Origin of the sequence: Agromyces sp. NPDC058136, assembly GCF_042884375.1 — a bacterium.
GTDB lineage: Bacteria > Actinomycetota > Actinomycetes > Actinomycetales > Microbacteriaceae > Agromyces.
Map to the genome: position 1 here is coordinate 71,001 of NZ_JBHVUA010000007.1, position 17,890 is coordinate 88,890.

Below are 17,890 nucleotides of genomic sequence, written 5' to 3' on the forward strand. Positions count from 1 at the left end.
CCCTTGCCATTCGTCCGCTTCCGCGGCGGTCAGCTGCGCCAGATGTCCAGGGTCTGCGCGGGCGGGTGACCCTCGATCTCCTCGAGGATGAGGTGCGACCTCGTCGACACCACACCGGGCATGTCGTGGATGTCACGCAGGATCGCCTGGCTCAACTGCTCGTGATCGGGCGCACTCACCGTGAGGATGATGTCGATGTCGCCCGACACCGCCTGCACCTTCTCGACGAACGGGAGGGTGGCGAGCTTCGCCGCGATCTCCTCCCAGGAGACCTCGCCGATGCGCACGACGACGAGCGCCGAGATGTGCAGGCCGATGGAACGGCGGTCGATCTGCGCGCCGAAGCCCGTGATCACCCCGCGCTGCTGGAGCTGCTGCAGCCGGTTGTGCGCCGCTGTGCGGGAGATGTGCACGCGATCGGCGAGCGTGCGAACCGAGAGACGGCCGTCACGGCTCAGCTCGGCCACGATTCTGCGGTCGATGCTGTCGAGCGGTTCGTTGCGGTTCGGTGTGTGCGGGGTCATCGTCGTCCTCATGCCTCACGCTCAGCGTAGCGGTTCGGGCGGCGCGCCCGCCGGAGCGAGGCGCGCATCGGGGCGTGCCGTACGACCCGCGGCAGGAGCGGCCAGACGAGGGCGATGGCGCGCAGCCAGGCGGCGCTCACCCGCTCGACGCGCTGGGTCCAGCGGAAGCCGTACGCGTCGCGGATCTGCGCGGGCAGGAGCGCCGCCGTCATGAGCCGGACGAGCGGCAGCAGCAGCCGCGTGCCTGGCGGCAGGGCCGCACCGCCGCCGAGGAGCGTGCGGGCGACCCCGCGCGCCTCGTCGCCGACCGCGAGCCCGGCGAGGCGTGCCGACCACCATGCGTCGAACTCGGCACGGCTCGCCGGCCAGCCCTCGCGGCCCGCCTGCAGGCTCGCGCCGAGCGGGGCGTAGCCGCGGACGATCGCGTCGGCGGTGCGCGTGTCGAGCGGGCCGGACAGGCGCTCCTCCAAGGCGAGCGCCGTGGCGAGCAGCGTCGAGGCGACCCATCGTTGCGCGTCGGCGTCGAACGCCGAGTAGCCGGGGGCCGGGGCGCCGCCTCGCACCGGCGCGTGTCGCGAGTTCACCCGACGCACCGCGGCCCGGACGACCGCCTCGTCGCCGAAGCCGACCGCGTAGACGTAGTCGAGGGTGCCGAACAGACGCTCGAGCGGACGACCCGCGAAGTCGCTGTGCCGCGCCACCCCGTGCGCCACGCGCGGATCCGCGAGCTGCAGCAGGATCGCGGCCCCGCCGCCGAGGAGCAGCACGCCTTCGGCGGCGTGACAGCGGAAGATCGCGGCGTCGGTGTCGGCGGCGTCGGGGTCGGTGTCGGTGTCGGGGTCTGCGTGGGTCATCAGTACCAATTGAACCGCTCGGAGTGCGCCCACGCACCGCACGGCGCCCCGTACCGGTTCGAGATGTACGACAGCCCCCACTCGATCTGGGTCGCCGCGTTCGTGCGCCAGTCGGCGCCGGCCGCCGCCATCTTGCTGCCCGGGAGCGACTGCGGGATCCCGTACGCGCCGCTCGAGGCGTTGTACGCGTCGGCGCGCCAGCTCGATTCGCGCGTCCACAACCTGACGAGGCAGTCGTACTCGCCCGTTCCCCAGCCGTACCGGTCGACGGCGCCGCGCGCGTAGGCCTTCGCCGCGGCGGGGTCGACGACGACGCCGGGCGGCGGGGCGCCCGAGCCGCCGCCTCCGCCGCCTGCTCGGGATGCCGCCGCGGCCGCCTCGGCCGCCGCCCGCTCGCGCGCCTCCGACTCGAGCCGGGCCTGTTCGCCGACCCGATAGCGACGCTCGAGCTCGACCGAGCGGTCGCGCAGGCTCGCGAGCTGCGCGTAGAGCGTGTCGAGCGCCGTCCGCTGCTCGGCGAGACGCGCCTCCGCCGCGGAGTGCGCGGCCTCCGCTTCCGCCGACGCCTGCTCGGCGGCCTCGGCGAGACGGGAGCGCTCCTGCTCGGCGACCTCGGCCTGTTCGCTCACCGCACGGTACTCGGCCCGGGCCGACTCTGCCGCGGCGGCCACGCTCGCATAGAGATCCGCGAGGCGGGCGCTCCGCGACAGTCCGTCGAGGAGCTCGGCGGCGTCGCGCTCGTCTCCCGTGAACAGCAGCTGCAGCGTGACCTCGGCACCGCCCGTGCGCGCGAGCACGGCGGTGAGACGGCCGAACTCCGTCCGCGTCGCATCGGAGGTCTGCGCGGCCTGCTCGGTCGCAGTGCGGAGGGCGGCGGCACGATCTGCGGCGGCGCTGCGCGCCGCCTCCGCGATCGCGGCGACGGAGGCAGCTTCGACGGCGGCGTCGCCGAGCACGGCGGCTTCCCCCTCGAGTCGGTCGACGAGCGACGTGATGCGGGCCGACTCGGCCTCACGGGCGGCGACGCTCGCCTTCGCGGCCTCGACCTCGCCCCAGCTGGGGTACTCCTCGGCGTGCGCCGGGGCGGCGACCGTCACGAGTGCGAGGGCCAGCACGAGCGCGCTCAGTGCGCGGAAGATCGGGCGTCTGCGGTGCATCGACTCACCCCCTCGAGGCCGCGAGTCTACCCACGGGGCCGCTCGGCGGTCGGTCGGACACGCAGCGTACACTCGGCGGGTGCGTCCGCCCCGTTCCGTCTCCTTCCTGCTCGTGCTCGCCTCGGCGATCGTGCTCAGCGGATGCGCAGCACCAGCCCCGACGCACTCGCCGGCGGCGCCCACGACCGCACCGTCACCGACTCCCGCCGACCCGGTCGCGGCCTGGGTCGACGAGCGGATGGAGCACCTCTCGACGGCGCAGAAGGCGGCCGCACTGCTCATGCTGCACGCGCCCGGCACCGACCCGTCGCCCTCGCGGGCGCTCCTCGACACGGGGATCTCGGGCGTCATCCTGATGGGCGACAATGTCGCGGGCGACCCGGCCTCGCTCGCCGCGCTCAGCTCGGCACTCGTCCTCGACCCCGAGCTGCCGCCGCTCATCGCCGTCGACCAGGAGGGCGGCGAGGTCGCCCGCCTCGGCTGGGACACCGCCGCGAGCGCGGCGACGCTGCGCGATGCCCCGCCCGCCGCGACGCAGGACGCGTTCGCCGCACGCGCCGCGGCCGTCGCGCAGGGCGGTGCGAACGTCAACTTCGGCGTCGTCGCGGATGTCACGGCCGACCCCTCCTCGTTCATCGAGGGCCGCGTGCTCGGGACCTCGCCGCAATCCGCCGCCGAACGGGTCGCCGCGGCGGTCGCGGGGGAGCGCGGCACGGTGGCGAGCACCCTCAAGCACTTCCCGGGCCACGGCGCCGCACCCGGCGACTCGCACACGAGCATCCCGGCGGCACCGCAGAGCCTCGCGGAGTGGCGGGCGGGCCCGGCCGTGCCGTTCACCGCGGGCATCGACGCCGGCGCCGATCTCGTGATGACCGGGCACCTCGCCTACCCGGCGGTCGATGCGGCACCGGCCTCGCTCTCGCCCGAGTGGCACCGGATCCTCCGCGACGAGCTCGGCTTCGACGGCGTTGTCGTCACCGACGACCTGCTCATGCTGCAGCACAACGGCCTTCCCGAGTTCGCCGACCCCGGGGAGAACGCGGTGCGGGCGATCGCCGCGGGAGCCGACCTGCTGCTCTACGTGCTGCCCGCCGACCCCTCGGCGTTCGGCATCTCGGTCGACGGGCTCGTCGCCTCGATCACCGCGGCCGTCGATTCCGGTCGCATCTCGGAGGAGCGTCTCGACGACGCCGCCCGGCGCGTGCTCGAGCTCAGGCGGTCGCTCGTCTGAGCGGGCCGGCTGCGGCCGCTTGCAGGTCCGTCGAGAAATTTTCTATGCATGGGAATAGATCTCTTGGTGGTTCGCGTTGACCCCTTGCATGGGCACCGACCGGGCCCACACCGAACATCTGGGAGCAACCGAAACATGACGACCACCGCCTCGACGATCGAGATCCCCGGCTACCGTGCGGGCACTTGGACCATCGACCCCGCCCACAGCGAAGTGGCCTTCACCGTCCGTCACCTCATGATCAGCAAGGTCAAGGGCAAGTTCGAGCGCTTCAACGCGACCTTCGTCACCGCCGAGAACCCCCTCGACTCGAGCGTCACCGCCTCGGCCGAGGTCGCCTCGGTGAACACGAACGAGCCGAACCGCGACGCGCACCTGCGCACCGGTGACTTCTTCGAGGCCGAGACCTACCCGACGATCGACTTCGTCTCGACCGGCGTGCGCGTCGAGAAGGGCGAGTTCAAGGTCGACGGCGAGCTCACGATGCGCGGCGTCACGAAGCCCGTGACCTTCGACTTCGACTTCGGCGGCTTCGGCGGCGACCCGTACGGCAACTACAAGGGCGGCGCCACCGCGAAGACGGTCGTCAACCGCGAGGACTTCGGCCTCATGTACAACGCGGCCCTCGAGACGGGCGGCGTGCTGCTCGGCGACCAGGTCACGATCACCCTCGAGCTGCAGGCTGCGCTCCAGCAGTAAGTCGAGTCCTCACGACGGGTCGGATGCCACGTGCCTCCGGCCCGTCGTCGTGTCTGCGCTCCCCGGGGTCGCCGACGACGGCGGCCGCCTCATCGGGCGCCGACGGTCAGCTCGCCGAGCGTCGTCGACCAGAACGCGGCCCATCGTGCGAACGCGGGCGCGAACTCGTCCACGTCGACCGCGCCGCCGAACGGATTCAGCTCGATCGCCGTCGCGCCTCGCCGCTCGGGCGAACGTCGCCAGGTGCCGACGACCTCGCCGCCGGCGACGAGGATCGGCAGGAACAGCCCGTTCTTGCCGGGCACGACCCGCGCGGCGTCGTCGGGAGAGCAGTACGGAGTGCGGTCGCCGTAGCCGAGGAAGTACTCGTCGAACGGCGCGAGCACGTGCCGGGTCGCGGCAGCGGCCGACACGGGAGCCGCAGCCCGGGCGCCGGCCGCGACGAACCGCTCGTCGTCGACCGCCACGACCGCTTCGCCCGCGGCTGCGACGGCGAGCCGCGCCTGGGTGAGCGTGAGCCCCGACCACCAGGCGAAGTCGCGCACCGAAACGGGGCCGTGCCCGCGCGCGTAGCCGGTGAAGAACCGCGCGAGCGTCTCGTCGACCTCGCCCGGCTCGTCGCGCCCCGCGGGCGACCACTCGTCGAGCAGCACGAAGCGCTGGCGCGCCCGCGTGTCGACCGGGCCGCAGCAGAGCACGCCCTCGATGGCGAGGCGCCAGATGAGGTGGTAGCCGCGCTGCCCCTCGATCGGGATTCCGGCGGCAGCCCACGCCGACTGCAGCTCGTCGCGCGACGCCGAGCGGCCGCCTTCGAGTTCGCGGATCGCCACCGTGCGCGCTGCCGCGTGCACTGTGTCGTCGATGCCCTCGCCCAGGTGGATCTTGGCCGCCCGCTGCATGAGCCGCGCGGCCGTCAGGCGAAGGATCGGCCGCAGCATCGACGGATGGACGAAGTGGAGTGTGCCGCGCATCGGCCACGACCGCAGCAGCGATCGGTCGTCGATCGCCGCATCGATCGTCGCCTCGGTCGCCCCGGGGAGCCGCGCGCCCAGCACCCATTTCGCCGCCGCGAGGTCTTGCGCCTGCACGCACACGAGTCGCTCGACCGCCGCCGCGGGGGAGTCGAAGCCCTGTGCGAGCCCCTGTGCGCTGAGGCGTGCGGCGCGCAGCGCCACGATCGAGGGGTCGCCCGTGGCATCCGTCGTCATGCTGCGATTCTGCCGGATACGACCGACCCTCGACTTGCGCTCGCCCCGCGAACGATAGACTGGTTGGCTGTGCCGTTCGGCACCGAATCCCCATGAAGCCCAGGAGGCCCTGCCGTGCTCGCCGTCCACGATCTCGAGATCCGCGTCGGTGCGCGCCTCCTCATGGAGCACGTGAACTTCCGCGTCTCCGACGGCGACAAGATCGGCCTCGTCGGCCGCAACGGCGCCGGCAAGACGACGCTCACGAAGACCCTCGCGGGTGAGACGATTCCGACCGACGGCAAGATCGACCGTACCGGCGAGATCGGCTACCTCCCGCAGGACCCGCGCTCGGGCGACCCCGAGATGCTCGCGCGCACCCGCATCCTCGACGCCCGCGGGCTCGGATCGCTCGTGCTCGGCATGCACGAGGCCTCCATGAACATGGGCAGCGACGACCCGGTCGTCGCCGAGAAGGCCATGAAGAAGTACGGCAACCTCACCGACCGCTTCAACGCGCTCGGCGGGTACGCCGCCGAGGCCGAGGCCGCCTCGATCGCCTCGAATCTGAACCTGCCCGACCGCATCCTCGACCAGCCGCTGAAGACGCTCTCGGGTGGTCAGCGTCGGCGCATCGAGCTCGCGCGCATCCTCTTCTCCGACGCCGACACGATGATCCTCGACGAGCCGACGAACCACCTCGACGCCGACTCGGTCGTGTGGCTCCGCGAGTTCCTGAAGAACTACAAGGGCGGCGTCATCGTGATCTCCCACGACGTCGTGCTCGTCGAAGAGGTCGTGAACCGCGTCTTCTACCTCGACGCCAATCGCTCGGTCATCGACATCTACAACATGGGCTGGAAGCACTACCAGCGTCAGCGCGCCGCCGACGAGGAGCGCCGCAAGAAGGAGCGCGCCAACGCCGAGAAGAAGGCCGACGTGCTGAAGCTGCAGGCGGCGAAGTTCGGTGCGAAGGCATCGAAGGCGGCGGCCGCGCACCAGATGGTCGCGCGTGCCGAGAAGCTGCTCGCCGGCCTCGACGAGGTGCGCGCCGTCGACCGCGTCGCGAAGCTGCGCTTCCCGACCCCGGCGCCGTGCGGCCGCACGCCCATCACCGCGAGCGACCTGTCGAAGAGCTACGGCTCGCTCGAGATCTTCACCGCCGTCGACCTCGCGATCGACCGCGGCTCGAAGGTCGTCATCATCGGCTTCAACGGCGCGGGCAAGACGACGCTCCTCCGCATCCTCGCGGGCGTCGACCAGCCCGACACGGGCACGGTCGAGGCCGGCCACGGCCTGCGGGTGGGCTACTACGCCCAGGAGCACGAGACCATCGACGTCAAGCGCAGCGTGCTCGAGAACATGGTGAGCTCGTCGCCGAACCTCACCGAGACCGAGGCGCGCAAGGTGCTCGGCTCGTTCCTGTTCACCGGCGACGACGTGCACAAGCCCGCCGGCGTGCTCTCGGGCGGCGAGAAGACCCGTCTCGCGCTCGCGATGATCGTCGTGTCGGGCGCGAACGTGCTGCTCCTCGACGAGCCCACGAACAACCTCGACCCCGCGAGCCGCGCCGAGATCCTCGACGCGCTCGCGCACTACGAGGGCTCGGTCGTGCTCGTCTCGCACGACCCGGGCGCGGTCGAGGCGCTGAACCCCGAGCGCGTGCTCATCATGCCCGACGGCACCGAAGACCACTGGAGCGCCGACTATCAGGAGCTCATCGAGCTGGCTTGACTCCGCGTGACCCCGCGTGACCCCGCGTGGCGCGAAGCACCACGCGGGGTCACGAAAGGCGGCGGCCCCGGCGTTCACGGCGCGACAGCGCCGGGCAGGGTCTTCGGCAGACCATGAACCGGACGTTCGCCCGGAGCCGCGCGCACAGCGAACCGCGCGGCCTCACCGCCGGTCGAGCACCCGGTCCTCGTAGTCGGCGTCCTCGCCGCCCTTGCTCTGCGGCTTGGGTCGCTTCGGCGCGCGAGGCGAGACCTCCGACTGGCCGGATGCCTCGGCGAGCGTCTTGCGCTCCTGGTTCGCCGCCCAGCCGAGCCCGATGAAGGCGAGCAGCGCGAACACGTACCACTGCAGCGCGTACGACAGGTGCGGCCCCTCGTCGCGCTCGGGTCGCGGCGCGGCGAGCGGAGGTTCGGCGGCGTCGTCGCCCGACTGCACGAGGATGCCGTACGCGCCCGTGTAAGAGGGCTCGCCGACGCGCTCGGCGAGTTCGTCGAGGTCGATCGTCGCGAACTCGATGCCGGTGCTCGTGCGTCCTTCGATGCGGCCCTCGCCGGCCTTCAGGCGCGCGGTCACCTCGACCTCGCCCTCGGGCGGAGCCGGGATCTCGCTCGGTCGCCCGTCGGAGTTCTGCGCGATCCAGCCGCGGTCGACCATGAACACGGTGCCGTCGTCGAGCTGGAACGGGGTGATCACCTGGAATCCCGTGCTGCCGCCCATCGGGCGGTTGCGCACGACGACCTCTTCCGCAGGCAGGTACTCGCCCGAGATCGCGACGACCTGCCAGCGCTGGTCGACGTCGAACCCGGCCGGGTCGGGCAGCGCCTCGTCGAGGGGGACGGGCGCGGCGTCGTAGTTCGCGTCGATGCGGGCGACCTCGGCGAGCGCCTCGGCGCGGCGGTTCAGCTGCCAGGTGCCGAGCGCCGAGCAGGCGATGGCGAACACGATCGTGAGCGCGAGATAGCCGGCCCAGCGCGGCGTGAGGAGGAAGCGCCACTCGCTCATGCGCGGGCCTCCGGCGAGGCGCCGGCCGCGTCGGCGGCGGTGTCGAAGGCCGCGACGGCGACCGGGAACGAGCGTGCCTCGAGGAACCCGCGGAGATAGTCGACGTGCTCGTCGCAGGCGAGCCACGTCTTGCCGCGCTCACCCGTGTGAATGCGCGGGTTTCGCCAGTCGATGCGCCATGAGGCCGCCTCGCGGCATCCGGATCGCGAACACGTGCCCTGCTCGGGCGCGCCGCCCAATCCGCCGATCATGCGGCTCCTCGCTCGTCGTCGCGACGGTCGGTGGTGTCTTCGCCGCCGGGAGCGGCGGACGGCGGGGGAGTGCGACGCACGATGCCGCCCGGTCGGAGCACCCGGTTCCTGCGCTTCGGGCTGCCGACGTTCGCGATGACGACCGCGAAGTAGGGCAGGAAGATGGCGCCGGCCGCGCACACCGCGAGCCACCAGCCGTCGACGAAGAGCATCGCGACGATGCAGAGCACGCGGATCGTCATCGCGATCGTGTACTTGATCATGCGCGAACGCCGCTCCGCCTCGGGCGAGGGCGGCAGCGTGGTGATCGACTGCTGCTTCATGCTGGTCGCCGCTGGCCGGGCGGCGCTCCTCTTCATACAAGACTACGTCGCTTCGGGCGGGTCGGATGCCCCGTGGAGCGAGCATCTATGCTGGGACGGGCCGCACGGCCGAACGCAGAGAAACGGAGTCCAGCATGACGACGAGCCGCACTGTCCTCGTGACCGGTGGCAACCGTGGCATCGGCTACGCGATCGCCCGCGAGTTCATCGCGCAGGGCCACCGCGTCGCCGTCACCGCCCGTTCGGGCGAGGGCCCCGAGGGCGCACTCACGGTGCGCGCCGACGTCACCGACTCCGAGTCGATCGACCGCGCCTTCTCCGAGATCGAGGCGGCGCTCGGCCCCGTCGAGGTGGTCGTGGCGAACGCGGGCATCACCCGCGACATGCTCCTCATGCGCATGAGCGACGACGACTTCACGAGCGTCATCGACACGAACCTCACGGGTGCGTTCCGCGTCGTCAAGCGCGCCTCGAAGGGCATGCTGAAGGCCAGGTTCGGCCGCATCGTGCTCATCTCGAGCGTGGTCGGCCTCTTCGGCGGTGCCGGCCAGGTCAACTACTCCGCGTCGAAGGCCGCCCTCGTCGGCATGGCGCGCTCGCTCACCCGCGAACTCGGTGCCCGCAACATCACCGCCAACGTCGTCGCCCCCGGCTTCATCGAGACCGACATGACCGACGAGCTCCCCGAGGCGCAGCAGGCCGAGTACAAGAAGAGCATCCCGCTCGGGCGCTTCGCCTCGCCCGACGAGGTCGCGCGCGTCGTCGCGTGGCTCGCCGGCGACGACGCGGCCTACATCTCGGGCGCCGTCATCCCGGTCGACGGCGGCCTCGGCATGGGGCACTGACCCGCCGCGCACGTCGATCGACGAAGGCCGGGAAGCGTCCGCTTCCCGGCCTTCGTCGTCGGCGAGCGTCCTGTCGCTCGCGTTCAGCCGCGGAGGCCGAGCACCGCGAGCACCGCACTCAGGTCGGGTCGGTCGATCGCGAGATCGGCCTGCGCACGCACCACCGGCTTCGCGCAGAACGCGACGCCGAGCGCGGCCCGGTCGAGCATCTGCAGATCGTTCGCGCCGTCGCCGACGGCCGCCGTTCGGGCGAGCGGGATGCCACCTGCCGCCGCCCACTCCTCGAGCGCCGCCGCCTTGGCCGCGGCATCGACGATCGGGCCGTCCACGAGGCCGGTGAGCCGACCGTCGACGATCTCGAGCCGATTGGCCCGGCAGAAGTCGAGGCCGAGACGCTCGGCGAGGGGGTCGAGCAGCTCGTGGAACCCGCCCGAGACGACGCCGACGAGGCCGCCCGCGGCGTGCACCCCGTCGATGAGGTCCTGGACGCCGTCGGTCGGCGTCATCCGTGCGCGGGCTTCGGCGAGCACCGAGGCATCCAGCCCGGCGAGCGTCGCGACCCGCTCGCGCAGGCTCGCCGCGAAATCGAGCTCGCCGCGCATCGCGCGCTCGGTGACGGCGGCGACGTGCTCGAGGCTGCCGGCCGCCTCGGCCAGTAGCTCGATCGCCTCCTCGCGGATGAGCGTCGAGTCGGCGTCGAGCACGACGAGGGGGCCGCTCGCGCGGCCCATGAGCGCGGCGCTCACGCGGCGCGCCGAACGCGTGAGCCCTTGCCCACGACGGTGATGCCGCTTTCGGTCACGATGAACCCGCGAGCCAGATCTTCGGCGCGATCGACGCCGATGCGCGCGCCGGCCTCGACCACGACCTCCTTGTCGAGGATCGCCCGCTGCACCGTCGCGCCCGCGTCGATCCGGGCGCGGTCGAAGAGGATCGAGTCGGCGACATGGGCTCCCGAGCCGACGACGGCCCACGGGCCGATCACGCTGCGCTCGACATGGGCGCCCGAGATGACCGAGCCGAGCGACACGATCGAGTCGATGACGGTGCCGAGCGTGCCGCGCGCGTCGCGGGTGAACTTCGCGGGCGGCGAGTTCAGCTGCTGGCTGAAGATCGGCCACTCGCGGTTGTAGAGGTTGAAGACCGGCATCACCGAGATCAGGTCCTGGTGCGCTTCGAAGAACGAGTCGATCGTCCCGACGTCGCGCCAGTAGTAGCGGTCGCGGTCGGTCGAACCGGGCACGTCGTTCTGCTTGAGGTCGTAGACACCCGCGTCGCCCTGCGCGACGAACGCCGGGATGATGTCTCCGCCCATGTCGTGGCTCGAATCGGCGCGTTCGCCGTCGCGGAGCACCGCGTCGATGAGCGCGTCGGCGTTGAAGACGTAGTTGCCCATCGAGGCGAGCACCTCGCCGGGGGAGTCGGGCAGACCGATGGGGTCGGTGGGCTTCTCGAGGAAGCGGTTGATGCGACCGGGCCGTTCGGGGTCGACCTCGATGACCCCGAACTGGTCGGCGAGCGAGATCGGCTGGCGGATCGCGGCGACCGTCGCCGAGGCGCCCGACTCGACGTGCGCGTCGATCATCTGCGAGAAGTCCATGCGGTACACGTGGTCGGCGCCGACCACGACGATGAGGTCGGGCCGCTCGTCGTAGATGAGGTTGAGGCTCTGCAGGATGGCGTCCGCCGAGCCCGAGAACCAGCGCTTGCCGAGGCGCTGCTGCGCCGGCACCGAGGCGACGTACGAGTTCAGCAGGCCGTTGAGACGCCAGGTCTGCGAGACGTGGCGGTCGAGCGAGTGCGACTTGTACTGGGTCAGCACCACGACCTGGCGGAGCCCCGAGTTCAGCAGGTTCGAGAGCGCGAAATCGATCAGTCGGTACTGGCCCGCGAAGGGCACGGCGGGTTTGGCGCGGTCCTCGGTCAAGGGCATGAGCCGTTTACCCTCACCGCCGGCGAGAACGATACCGAAGACCTTGCGCGAAACCATGAGGCAACTGTAACCAGCCCGCGCGACTTTGCGGCGTTCGGGTTTCGATGCGTGTCATCGGCGCTGCGCTACCGTTGCAGCATGCGCGTCGACCTCCTCACCCGTGAGTATCCGCCCGAGGTGTACGGGGGTGCCGGCGTGCACGCCGCAGAGCTCGTCCGCGCGCTCCGCACGAGCATCGAGGTGCAGGTGCGATGCTTCGGGGCGCCGCGCGACGAGGCCGACACCACGGCCTACCCCACGCCCGCCGAGTTCGGCGGGGCGAATGCGGCCCTCTCGACGATGGCCGTCGACCTGCTCATGGCCGGCGACGCGGACGGGGCCGACCTCGTGCACTCGCACACCTGGTACGCGAACTTCGCGGGCCTCACCGCGAAGCGCCTGCACGGCATCCCGCACGTCGTCACGGCGCACAGCCTCGAACCGCTGCGGCCGTGGAAGGCCGAGCAGCTCGGCGGCGGCTACCGCCTGAGCTCCTGGGTCGAGCGCACCGCGTTCGGCGACGCCGACGCCGTCATCGCCGTGAGCGGCGGGATGCGACGGGACATCCTCAAGGCGTACCCCGACCTCGACCCGTCGAAGGTCGAGGTCGTCGTGAACGGCATCGACCTCGTCGACTGGGCGCCGGTCCACGACGAAGATCTCGTTCGCTCGCTCGGCGTCGACCCCGACCGCCCCTCCGTGATCTTCGTCGGGCGCATCACCCGGCAGAAGGGCCTCCCGTACCTGCTGCGGGCCGCGCGCATGTTGCCGCCCGAGGTGCAGCTCGTGCTCTGCGCGGGCGCGCCCGACACCGCCGAGATTATGGCCGAGGTCACCGGCCTCGTCGACGGTCTCCGCAGCGAGCGCGACGGGGTGGTCTGGATCGACCGGCATCTGCCGCGCAACGAGCTCTCCGCGCTCCTCACGGCCGCCACGACCTTCGTGTGCCCGTCGATCTACGAGCCGCTCGGCATCGTGAACCTCGAGGCCATGGCGTGCGGCGCGCCCGTCGTCGGCACCGCGACCGGCGGCATCCCCGAGGTCGTCGACGACGGCGTCACCGGCGTGCTCGTCCCGATCGAGCAGGCCGACGACGGCACCGGCACGCCGCTCGACCCCGAGCGGTTCGTCCGTGACCTCGCCGACGCGCTCACCCGGGTCGTCGCCGATCCCGTCCGCGCCGCCGAGATGGGGGCGGCCGGACGCCGCCGCGCCGAGACGCACTTCGCGTGGGACACGATCGCCGCCCGCACGATCGAGGTCTATCAGCGCGTGCTCGCCCGTTGAGCGTGCTCGCCGGTGCCGTGTGCGCCGAACCGGTCTCCGGCTCCCGATAGCATGGTGGACATGGCGAGTGCGAGTACGGTTCTGCAGTTCCGCGACGTGTCGGTGGTCCGCGATGGCAACACCATCCTCGATTCGGTGTCGTGGAGCGTCGCCTCCGACGAACGCTGGGTCGTGCTCGGTCCGAACGGCGCAGGCAAGACCACGCTGCTGCAGATCGCCGCAGCCGCCATGCACCCGACCTCCGGCAAGGCCGAGGTGCTCCAGGAGGCGCTCGGCAAGGTCGACGTCTTCGAACTCCGCCCCATGATTGGCTTCGCCTCCACGGCGATGGCGCGTCGCATCCCGCGCGACGAGACCGTGCTCGACGTCATCCTGACGGCCGCCTACTCGGTGACCGGCCGGTGGAACGAGGAGTACGAGGGCATCGACCTCCGTCGTGCCGAGCGCGTGCTGAAGGAGTGGGGCCTCGACGGCTTCTCGGGCCGCCGCTTCGGCAGCCTCTCCGACGGCGAGCAGAAGCGCGTGCAGATCGCCCGGTCGGTCATGACCGACCCCGAACTGCTCCTCCTCGACGAGCCGGCTGCGAGCCTCGACCTCGGCGCCCGTGAAGAGCTCGTCGGCCTCCTCGGCGGCTACGCGGCGTCGCCCGCGTCGCCCGCGATCGTCATGGTCACCCACCACGTCGAGGAGATCCCCGTCGGGTTCACCCACGCGCTCCTCGTGAAGAAGGGCGGCATCGTCGCGGCGGGCCCCCTCGCCGAGGCGCTCACGGCCGAGAACCTCAGCAGTGCGTTCGACATGACGATCGAGCTCACCGAGCGCGACGGCCGCTACGCCGCGCGCGCCGTCTGAGAGTTCTCGCTGCGATTCTGCTAAACTCGTTAGCTGGCCCTCCGGGCCGCCATGCTTTCCTGTCTGTGAACAGCACCGCGAAGGTGCCACTCGCGGGGCGGGATTCCGAAAACCATCGTCCGCTCCCTATTTGAAATCCAAGGAAGTCTCCATGAAGACCGACATCCACCCCGAGTACAACGCCATCGTCTTCCGCGACCTGGCTTCGGGCGCCACGTTCCTCACGCGTTCGACCGCGACGAGCGACAAGACGATCGAGCTCGACGGTGCCACCTACCCGGTCATCGACGTCGAGATCTCGAGCGAGTCGCACCCGTTCTACACGGGCAAGCAGCGCATCATGGACTCGGCCGGCCGCGTCGAGAAGTTCAACCAGCGCTTCAAGAACTTCGGCAAGTAATTCTGCCGAACGAAGGGGCGGGCGACGCGAGTCGCCCGCCCCTTCGTCGTGCCCGGGAGCCGGATGCCGGGCGGGCCGGCGCGCTCAGCGCACCGGCCACGCCCCAGAAGTCGTGAACTCGGGTTCGCCGTTGCGGCGCCGCCAAGACTGGTAGCTCTCGGCCTGCTCACGGCTCCAGTCGATCTGGCGGGTGTGGAGTTCGGCGACGGCGACCGTCGCGAGCTGCGGGTACGCGCGGGCGATCGCCTGAGCGACCCGACCGGCGGCGATCGCGTCGGCCCCGGCGTTGTGCGCGTCGTCGAGCGTGACGCCGTAGTGCTCGGCAGTGGCCGAGAGGGTGCGCTTGCCGCGGCGGTACTTGTCGACGGCCTTGTCGATGACGAGCGGGTCGATGACGGGGCCGGGGCCTGGCAGCGGGGCATGCCCGTACCGGGCCGCCTCCCGCTCGAGCACCGTGAGGTCGTAGGCGGCGTTGTACGCGACGATCGGCAGCCCGCGGGCCGCAGCGTCGGCGAGCGCCGCGATGATCTCGGCGACGGCGGTCGCGGCCGCCTGCCCCTCGAGGCGGGCGCGCTCGGTCGTCACGCCGTGGATGAGCGACGCCGCCGTCGGGATCTCGACGCCGGGGTCGACGAGCCATTCGCGCTGCTCGAGCACCTCGCCGCCCTCGCCGATCACGCCGACGTGCGCGGTGACGATGCGGCAGACGTCGACGTCGATGCCGGTGGTCTCGAGGTCGAAGACGGCGAGGGTGTTCGCCCACTGGGCGGTGTTCGTGGCATCCATGTGCGAAAGGTTATGCAGCACCACCGTCATCGTCGCGACGCTGCGGCGCGTGTCCGCGGCATCCACCGGCTCGCGGGCGCCGGCGGGGGAGTCGGGCCGCCGCGAAACATAGAATGGCCGGGATGATCGAATCGCCCTACGCCGCCGCGCTCGCCCGCATCCCCGTCAGCGCCCACCGGGTCGAGGTCGACGGCACCGAGACCGCATGGTGGGAGTACGGCGAGTCGGATGCCCCGGTGCTCGTGCTCGTGCACGGCTTCCGCGGCGACCACCACGGCCTCGAGCCCGTCGTCGCGCAGCTGCCCGGCTACCGGATCATCTCGCCCGACCTCCCCGGCTTCGGCGAGTCGGCGACCTTCGCCGATCGTGCGCACGACATCGACGGCTACGCCCGCTGGCTCGGCGCCTTCATCGAGGCGGTCGGGCTCCGCGACGGCGCGTACGACCTGCTCGGGCACTCGTTCGGCTCGATCGTGTCCTCGGCGGCCGTCGCCGGCGGCCTCGCGCCCCGCCGCCTGGTGCTCGTGAACCCGATCGGCGCCCCCGCGCTGCAGGGCCCGCGGGGTGTGATGACCCGGCTCGCGGTGCTCTACTACCGGGCCTCGGCGGCCCTGCCCGAGAAGGCGGGTTTCGCCCTCCTCCGCAACGGTGCCGTCGTGCGCATCATGAGCGTGACGATGGCGAAGACGAACGAACGCGAGCTGCGCCGCTGGATCCACGACCAGCACGACCGCTACTTCTCCGACTTCGGCGACCGCGACCAACTGCTCGAGGCGTTCCGCGCCTCGGTCAGTCACGACGTCAGCGAGTACGCCGAGCGCATCACCGTCCCGACGCTGCTCGTCGCCGCCGAGCGCGACGACGTGACGCCGATCGAGGCCCAGCACCGGCTCGTCGGCCGCTTCCCCGACGCGAGGCTCGAGGTGATCCCCGAGGTGGGGCACCTCATCCACTACGAGACGCCCGGCGACGCGGCCGCGCGCATCGGCCGGTTCCTCCGGGCGGAGGCCGACGCGTGAAGATCGTCGTCGACTGCCGCTACACACGCATCGGGCACCACGACGGCATCAGCCGCTTCACCGCGGGCCTCGTCACCGAGCTCGCGAAGCTGCACCCCGTCACGATGCTCGTGAACGACCACCGGCAGCTCGAGATGCTGCCCGACCTGCCGTGGGAGCTCGTGAGCTCGCCGACGAGCATCCGCGAGCCGTTCGTCGCCCGCCAGGTGCGACGGCTCCGCCCCGACATCGTGTTCTCGCCGATGCAGACGATGGGTTCGTGGGGCCGCGACTACCGTTTGCTCCTGACCCTGCACGACCTCATCTACTACGAGAACCGCACGCCCCCGCGCGACCTGCCGGCGCCGGTGCGGCTCCTGTGGCGGCTCTACCACCTCGCGTGGTGGCCGCAGCGGCTGCTGCTCAACCGCTCGGACGCCGTCGTCACGGTGTCGGAGACGACCGCCGGGCTCATCCGCGAGCACCGGCTCACGCAGCGGCCCATCACGGTCGTCCCGAACGCCTCCGACGACCTCGGCGTGCCCGAACTCCCGCGCCCGAGGCCGCAGGGCCGCCGGCTCGTGTACATGGGCTCGTACATGCCGTACAAGAACGTCGACACCCTCGTCCGCGCCGCCGCGGCGCTGCCAGACCACGAACTCCACCTGCTCAGCCGCATCAGCCGCGAGGAGCGCGAACGGCTCACCCGGCTCGCACCCGAGGCTCGGCTCGTCTTCCACGACGGGGTGAGCGACGCCGAGTACGCCGAGCTCCTCGCCGGCGCGACCGCGCTCGTGCACGCCTCGCAGGCCGAGGGCTTCGGGATCCCGCTCATCGAGGCGATGCGCCTCGGCACGCCCGCCGTCGTGAGCGACATCCCGATCTTCCGTGAGATCGGCGGCGACGCAGCGCTCTACTTCGCGCCGGGCGATGCCGACGACCTGGTGCGTGCGATCGGCGACCTCGAGTCCGACGACGTCTGGCAGGAGCACTCGGCCCGGTCGGTCGAACAGGCCGCGAACTACACCTGGGCGGCGTCGGCCGCCACCCTGTACGAGCTCATGCAGCGCACCGTCGCCGAGCAGGGCGGGCGCAGGGCCGACGCACGGCGCACGCGGCGCTGACGCAGGCCATCGGGCCCCGAGCCCGCAGCTCGCCGGTGCTCAGCCGTCGGTGCCCGTGAGGAGGTCGGGCTCGACGAGCTCGAGCGCGCCGTCGGCGTGCCGCAGCAGGTGCACCGAGCCGTTCGTGATCGTGTAGCCGGCGCCCGGCAGGGTCCAGTCGCTGAGCTCGAGGATCATCGAGTGGATCACGCCGCCGTGCGACACCACGACGACCCGGCCGCCCGGGTGCGCCGCCGCGATCTCGGCGAGCGCGGCGCCGGCACGGGCGATGACGGTCGAACGGGGCTCGAGCCCCTCGATCGTCGCGGCCTGCGCCTCGACGGCCATGCGGCCGGCGTGGTCGAGGCCCTCGAGCACCCCGTGGCTGCGCTCGGCGAGCGGCCCGACGATCGCGGGTGCGGGCAGTTCGAGCACGCCCGCGATGATCTCGGCGGTCTCGGCCGCGCGCGAGAGCGGGCTCGAGTAGACGGCGTCCCACGACTCCTCTGCGAGGCGCTCGCCCGTCTCGGCGGCCTGCCGGCGCCCGGTGTCGTTCAGCGGGATGTCGGTCGTGCCCTGGATGCGACGCTCGCGGTTCCACTCGGTCTCGCCGTGGCGTACGAGCGCGATGAGCGTCGGTTCGAGGTGGGGCGTGGCATCCGTCATGTCGACGACTCTTGCACGT

Annotated in this window: 20 protein-coding genes; 9 read left to right on the top strand and 11 right to left on the bottom strand. The window is 71.7% G+C overall.

The window, feature by feature from the left end; genetic code table 11:
- Window positions 1-29: 29 nt before the first annotated feature.
- Genes ACFVTX_RS17245 through ACFVTX_RS17255 form a run of 3 tightly spaced genes read right to left on the bottom strand, consistent with a single transcriptional unit; the run spans window position 30 to window position 2,535 of the window.
- On the bottom strand, window positions 30-524 hold the full coding sequence (locus tag ACFVTX_RS17245) for an Lrp/AsnC family transcriptional regulator (protein ID WP_386902297.1): 495 nt from the start codon (window positions 522-524) through the stop codon (window positions 30-32).
- Between the two features lie 8 nt (window positions 525-532).
- Entirely contained in the window at window positions 533-1,378 is an 846-nt protein-coding gene (locus tag ACFVTX_RS17250) for an oxygenase MpaB family protein (RefSeq protein WP_386902299.1), read from the bottom strand.
- Complete coding sequence (locus ACFVTX_RS17255) at window positions 1,378-2,535, bottom strand: hypothetical protein (RefSeq protein WP_386902301.1); 1,158 nt, start codon at window positions 2,533-2,535, stop codon at window positions 1,378-1,380. The genes ACFVTX_RS17250 and ACFVTX_RS17255 overlap by 1 nt, the downstream gene beginning before the upstream one ends.
- Before the next feature lie 79 nt (window positions 2,536-2,614).
- Between ACFVTX_RS17255 and ACFVTX_RS17260 the strand changes: the two genes are divergently transcribed.
- Both ACFVTX_RS17260 and ACFVTX_RS17265 read left to right on the top strand, forming a co-directional pair.
- On the top strand, window positions 2,615-3,766 hold the full coding sequence (locus ACFVTX_RS17260; RefSeq protein ID WP_386902303.1) for a glycoside hydrolase family 3 N-terminal domain-containing protein: 1,152 nt from the start codon (window positions 2,615-2,617) through the stop codon (window positions 3,764-3,766).
- A gap of 135 nt (window positions 3,767-3,901) precedes the next feature.
- Window positions 3,902-4,465, top strand: a complete 564-nt coding sequence (locus ACFVTX_RS17265) for a YceI family protein (protein WP_386902305.1) — start codon at window positions 3,902-3,904, stop codon at window positions 4,463-4,465.
- Between the two features lie 89 nt (window positions 4,466-4,554).
- Here ACFVTX_RS17265 and ACFVTX_RS17270 read toward each other — a convergent pair whose 3' ends face one another.
- Window positions 4,555-5,673, bottom strand: coding sequence for a winged helix DNA-binding domain-containing protein (locus ACFVTX_RS17270; protein WP_386902307.1), 1,119 nt, complete (start codon window positions 5,671-5,673; stop codon window positions 4,555-4,557).
- A gap of 114 nt (window positions 5,674-5,787) precedes the next feature.
- On the opposite strand from ACFVTX_RS17270, the gene ACFVTX_RS17275 reads away from it, so the two are divergent.
- Window positions 5,788-7,386, top strand: a complete 1,599-nt coding sequence (locus ACFVTX_RS17275; RefSeq protein ID WP_386902309.1) for an ABC-F family ATP-binding cassette domain-containing protein — start codon at window positions 5,788-5,790, stop codon at window positions 7,384-7,386.
- 162 nt (window positions 7,387-7,548) lie between these two features.
- Here ACFVTX_RS17275 and ACFVTX_RS17280 read toward each other — a convergent pair whose 3' ends face one another.
- Genes ACFVTX_RS17280 through ACFVTX_RS17290 form a run of 3 tightly spaced genes read right to left on the bottom strand, consistent with a single transcriptional unit; the run spans window position 7,549 to window position 8,962 of the window.
- Window positions 7,549-8,388, bottom strand: coding sequence for an SURF1 family protein (locus tag ACFVTX_RS17280; protein WP_386902310.1), 840 nt, complete (start codon window positions 8,386-8,388; stop codon window positions 7,549-7,551).
- Entirely contained in the window at window positions 8,385-8,639 is a 255-nt protein-coding gene (locus tag ACFVTX_RS17285; RefSeq protein ID WP_386902312.1) for a hypothetical protein, read from the bottom strand. Before ACFVTX_RS17285 ends, ACFVTX_RS17280 begins: the two co-directional genes overlap by 4 nt.
- Window positions 8,636-8,962 (bottom strand): DUF3099 domain-containing protein, encoded by a 327-nt coding sequence (locus ACFVTX_RS17290; RefSeq protein WP_386902314.1) that lies wholly within the window; start codon window positions 8,960-8,962, stop codon window positions 8,636-8,638. Before ACFVTX_RS17290 ends, ACFVTX_RS17285 begins: the two co-directional genes overlap by 4 nt.
- A gap of 134 nt (window positions 8,963-9,096) precedes the next feature.
- Between ACFVTX_RS17290 and ACFVTX_RS17295 the strand changes: the two genes are divergently transcribed.
- Window positions 9,097-9,807, top strand: coding sequence for a beta-ketoacyl-ACP reductase (locus ACFVTX_RS17295; protein WP_386902316.1), 711 nt, complete (start codon window positions 9,097-9,099; stop codon window positions 9,805-9,807).
- 83 nt (window positions 9,808-9,890) lie between these two features.
- On the opposite strand, the gene serB is transcribed toward ACFVTX_RS17295, so the two are convergent.
- Both serB and ACFVTX_RS17305 read right to left on the bottom strand, forming a co-directional pair.
- A complete protein-coding gene (serB, locus tag ACFVTX_RS17300; RefSeq protein WP_386902580.1) occupies window positions 9,891-10,538 on the bottom strand; it encodes a phosphoserine phosphatase SerB in 648 nt (215 codons plus the stop codon).
- 11 nt (window positions 10,539-10,549) lie between these two features.
- Entirely contained in the window at window positions 10,550-11,797 is a 1,248-nt protein-coding gene (locus ACFVTX_RS17305; RefSeq protein WP_386902318.1) for a glucose-1-phosphate adenylyltransferase, read from the bottom strand.
- Between the two features lie 81 nt (window positions 11,798-11,878).
- Between ACFVTX_RS17305 and glgA the strand changes: the two genes are divergently transcribed.
- The 3 genes from glgA (at window position 11,879) to ACFVTX_RS17320 (ending at window position 14,318) form a co-directional block, all read left to right on the top strand.
- Window positions 11,879-13,066, top strand: coding sequence for a glycogen synthase (gene glgA / locus ACFVTX_RS17310; protein WP_386902320.1), 1,188 nt, complete (start codon window positions 11,879-11,881; stop codon window positions 13,064-13,066).
- 60 nt (window positions 13,067-13,126) lie between these two features.
- Window positions 13,127-13,918, top strand: a complete 792-nt coding sequence (locus tag ACFVTX_RS17315) for an ABC transporter ATP-binding protein (protein WP_386902322.1) — start codon at window positions 13,127-13,129, stop codon at window positions 13,916-13,918.
- A gap of 151 nt (window positions 13,919-14,069) precedes the next feature.
- Window positions 14,070-14,318: a type B 50S ribosomal protein L31 gene (locus ACFVTX_RS17320; protein ID WP_386902324.1), complete on the top strand. Its 249-nt coding sequence runs from the start codon at window positions 14,070-14,072 to the stop codon at window positions 14,316-14,318.
- An 84-nt stretch (window positions 14,319-14,402) separates the two neighbouring features.
- Here the strand turns inward: ACFVTX_RS17320 and ACFVTX_RS17325 are convergent, their stop codons facing one another.
- On the bottom strand, window positions 14,403-15,104 hold the full coding sequence (locus ACFVTX_RS17325; protein ID WP_386902326.1) for a 3'-5' exonuclease: 702 nt from the start codon (window positions 15,102-15,104) through the stop codon (window positions 14,403-14,405).
- Window positions 15,105-15,226: 122 nt separating this feature from the next.
- On the opposite strand from ACFVTX_RS17325, the gene ACFVTX_RS17330 reads away from it, so the two are divergent.
- A complete protein-coding gene (locus ACFVTX_RS17330; RefSeq protein ID WP_386902328.1) occupies window positions 15,227-16,123 on the top strand; it encodes an alpha/beta fold hydrolase in 897 nt (298 codons plus the stop codon).
- A complete protein-coding gene (locus ACFVTX_RS17335; RefSeq protein ID WP_386902329.1) occupies window positions 16,120-17,226 on the top strand; it encodes a glycosyltransferase family 4 protein in 1,107 nt (368 codons plus the stop codon). The genes ACFVTX_RS17330 and ACFVTX_RS17335 overlap by 4 nt, the downstream gene beginning before the upstream one ends.
- 39 nt (window positions 17,227-17,265) lie before the next feature.
- On the opposite strand, the gene ACFVTX_RS17340 is transcribed toward ACFVTX_RS17335, so the two are convergent.
- Complete coding sequence (locus ACFVTX_RS17340) at window positions 17,266-17,871, bottom strand: histidine phosphatase family protein (protein ID WP_386902331.1); 606 nt, start codon at window positions 17,869-17,871, stop codon at window positions 17,266-17,268.
- Between the last annotated feature and the right edge of the window lie 19 nt (window positions 17,872-17,890).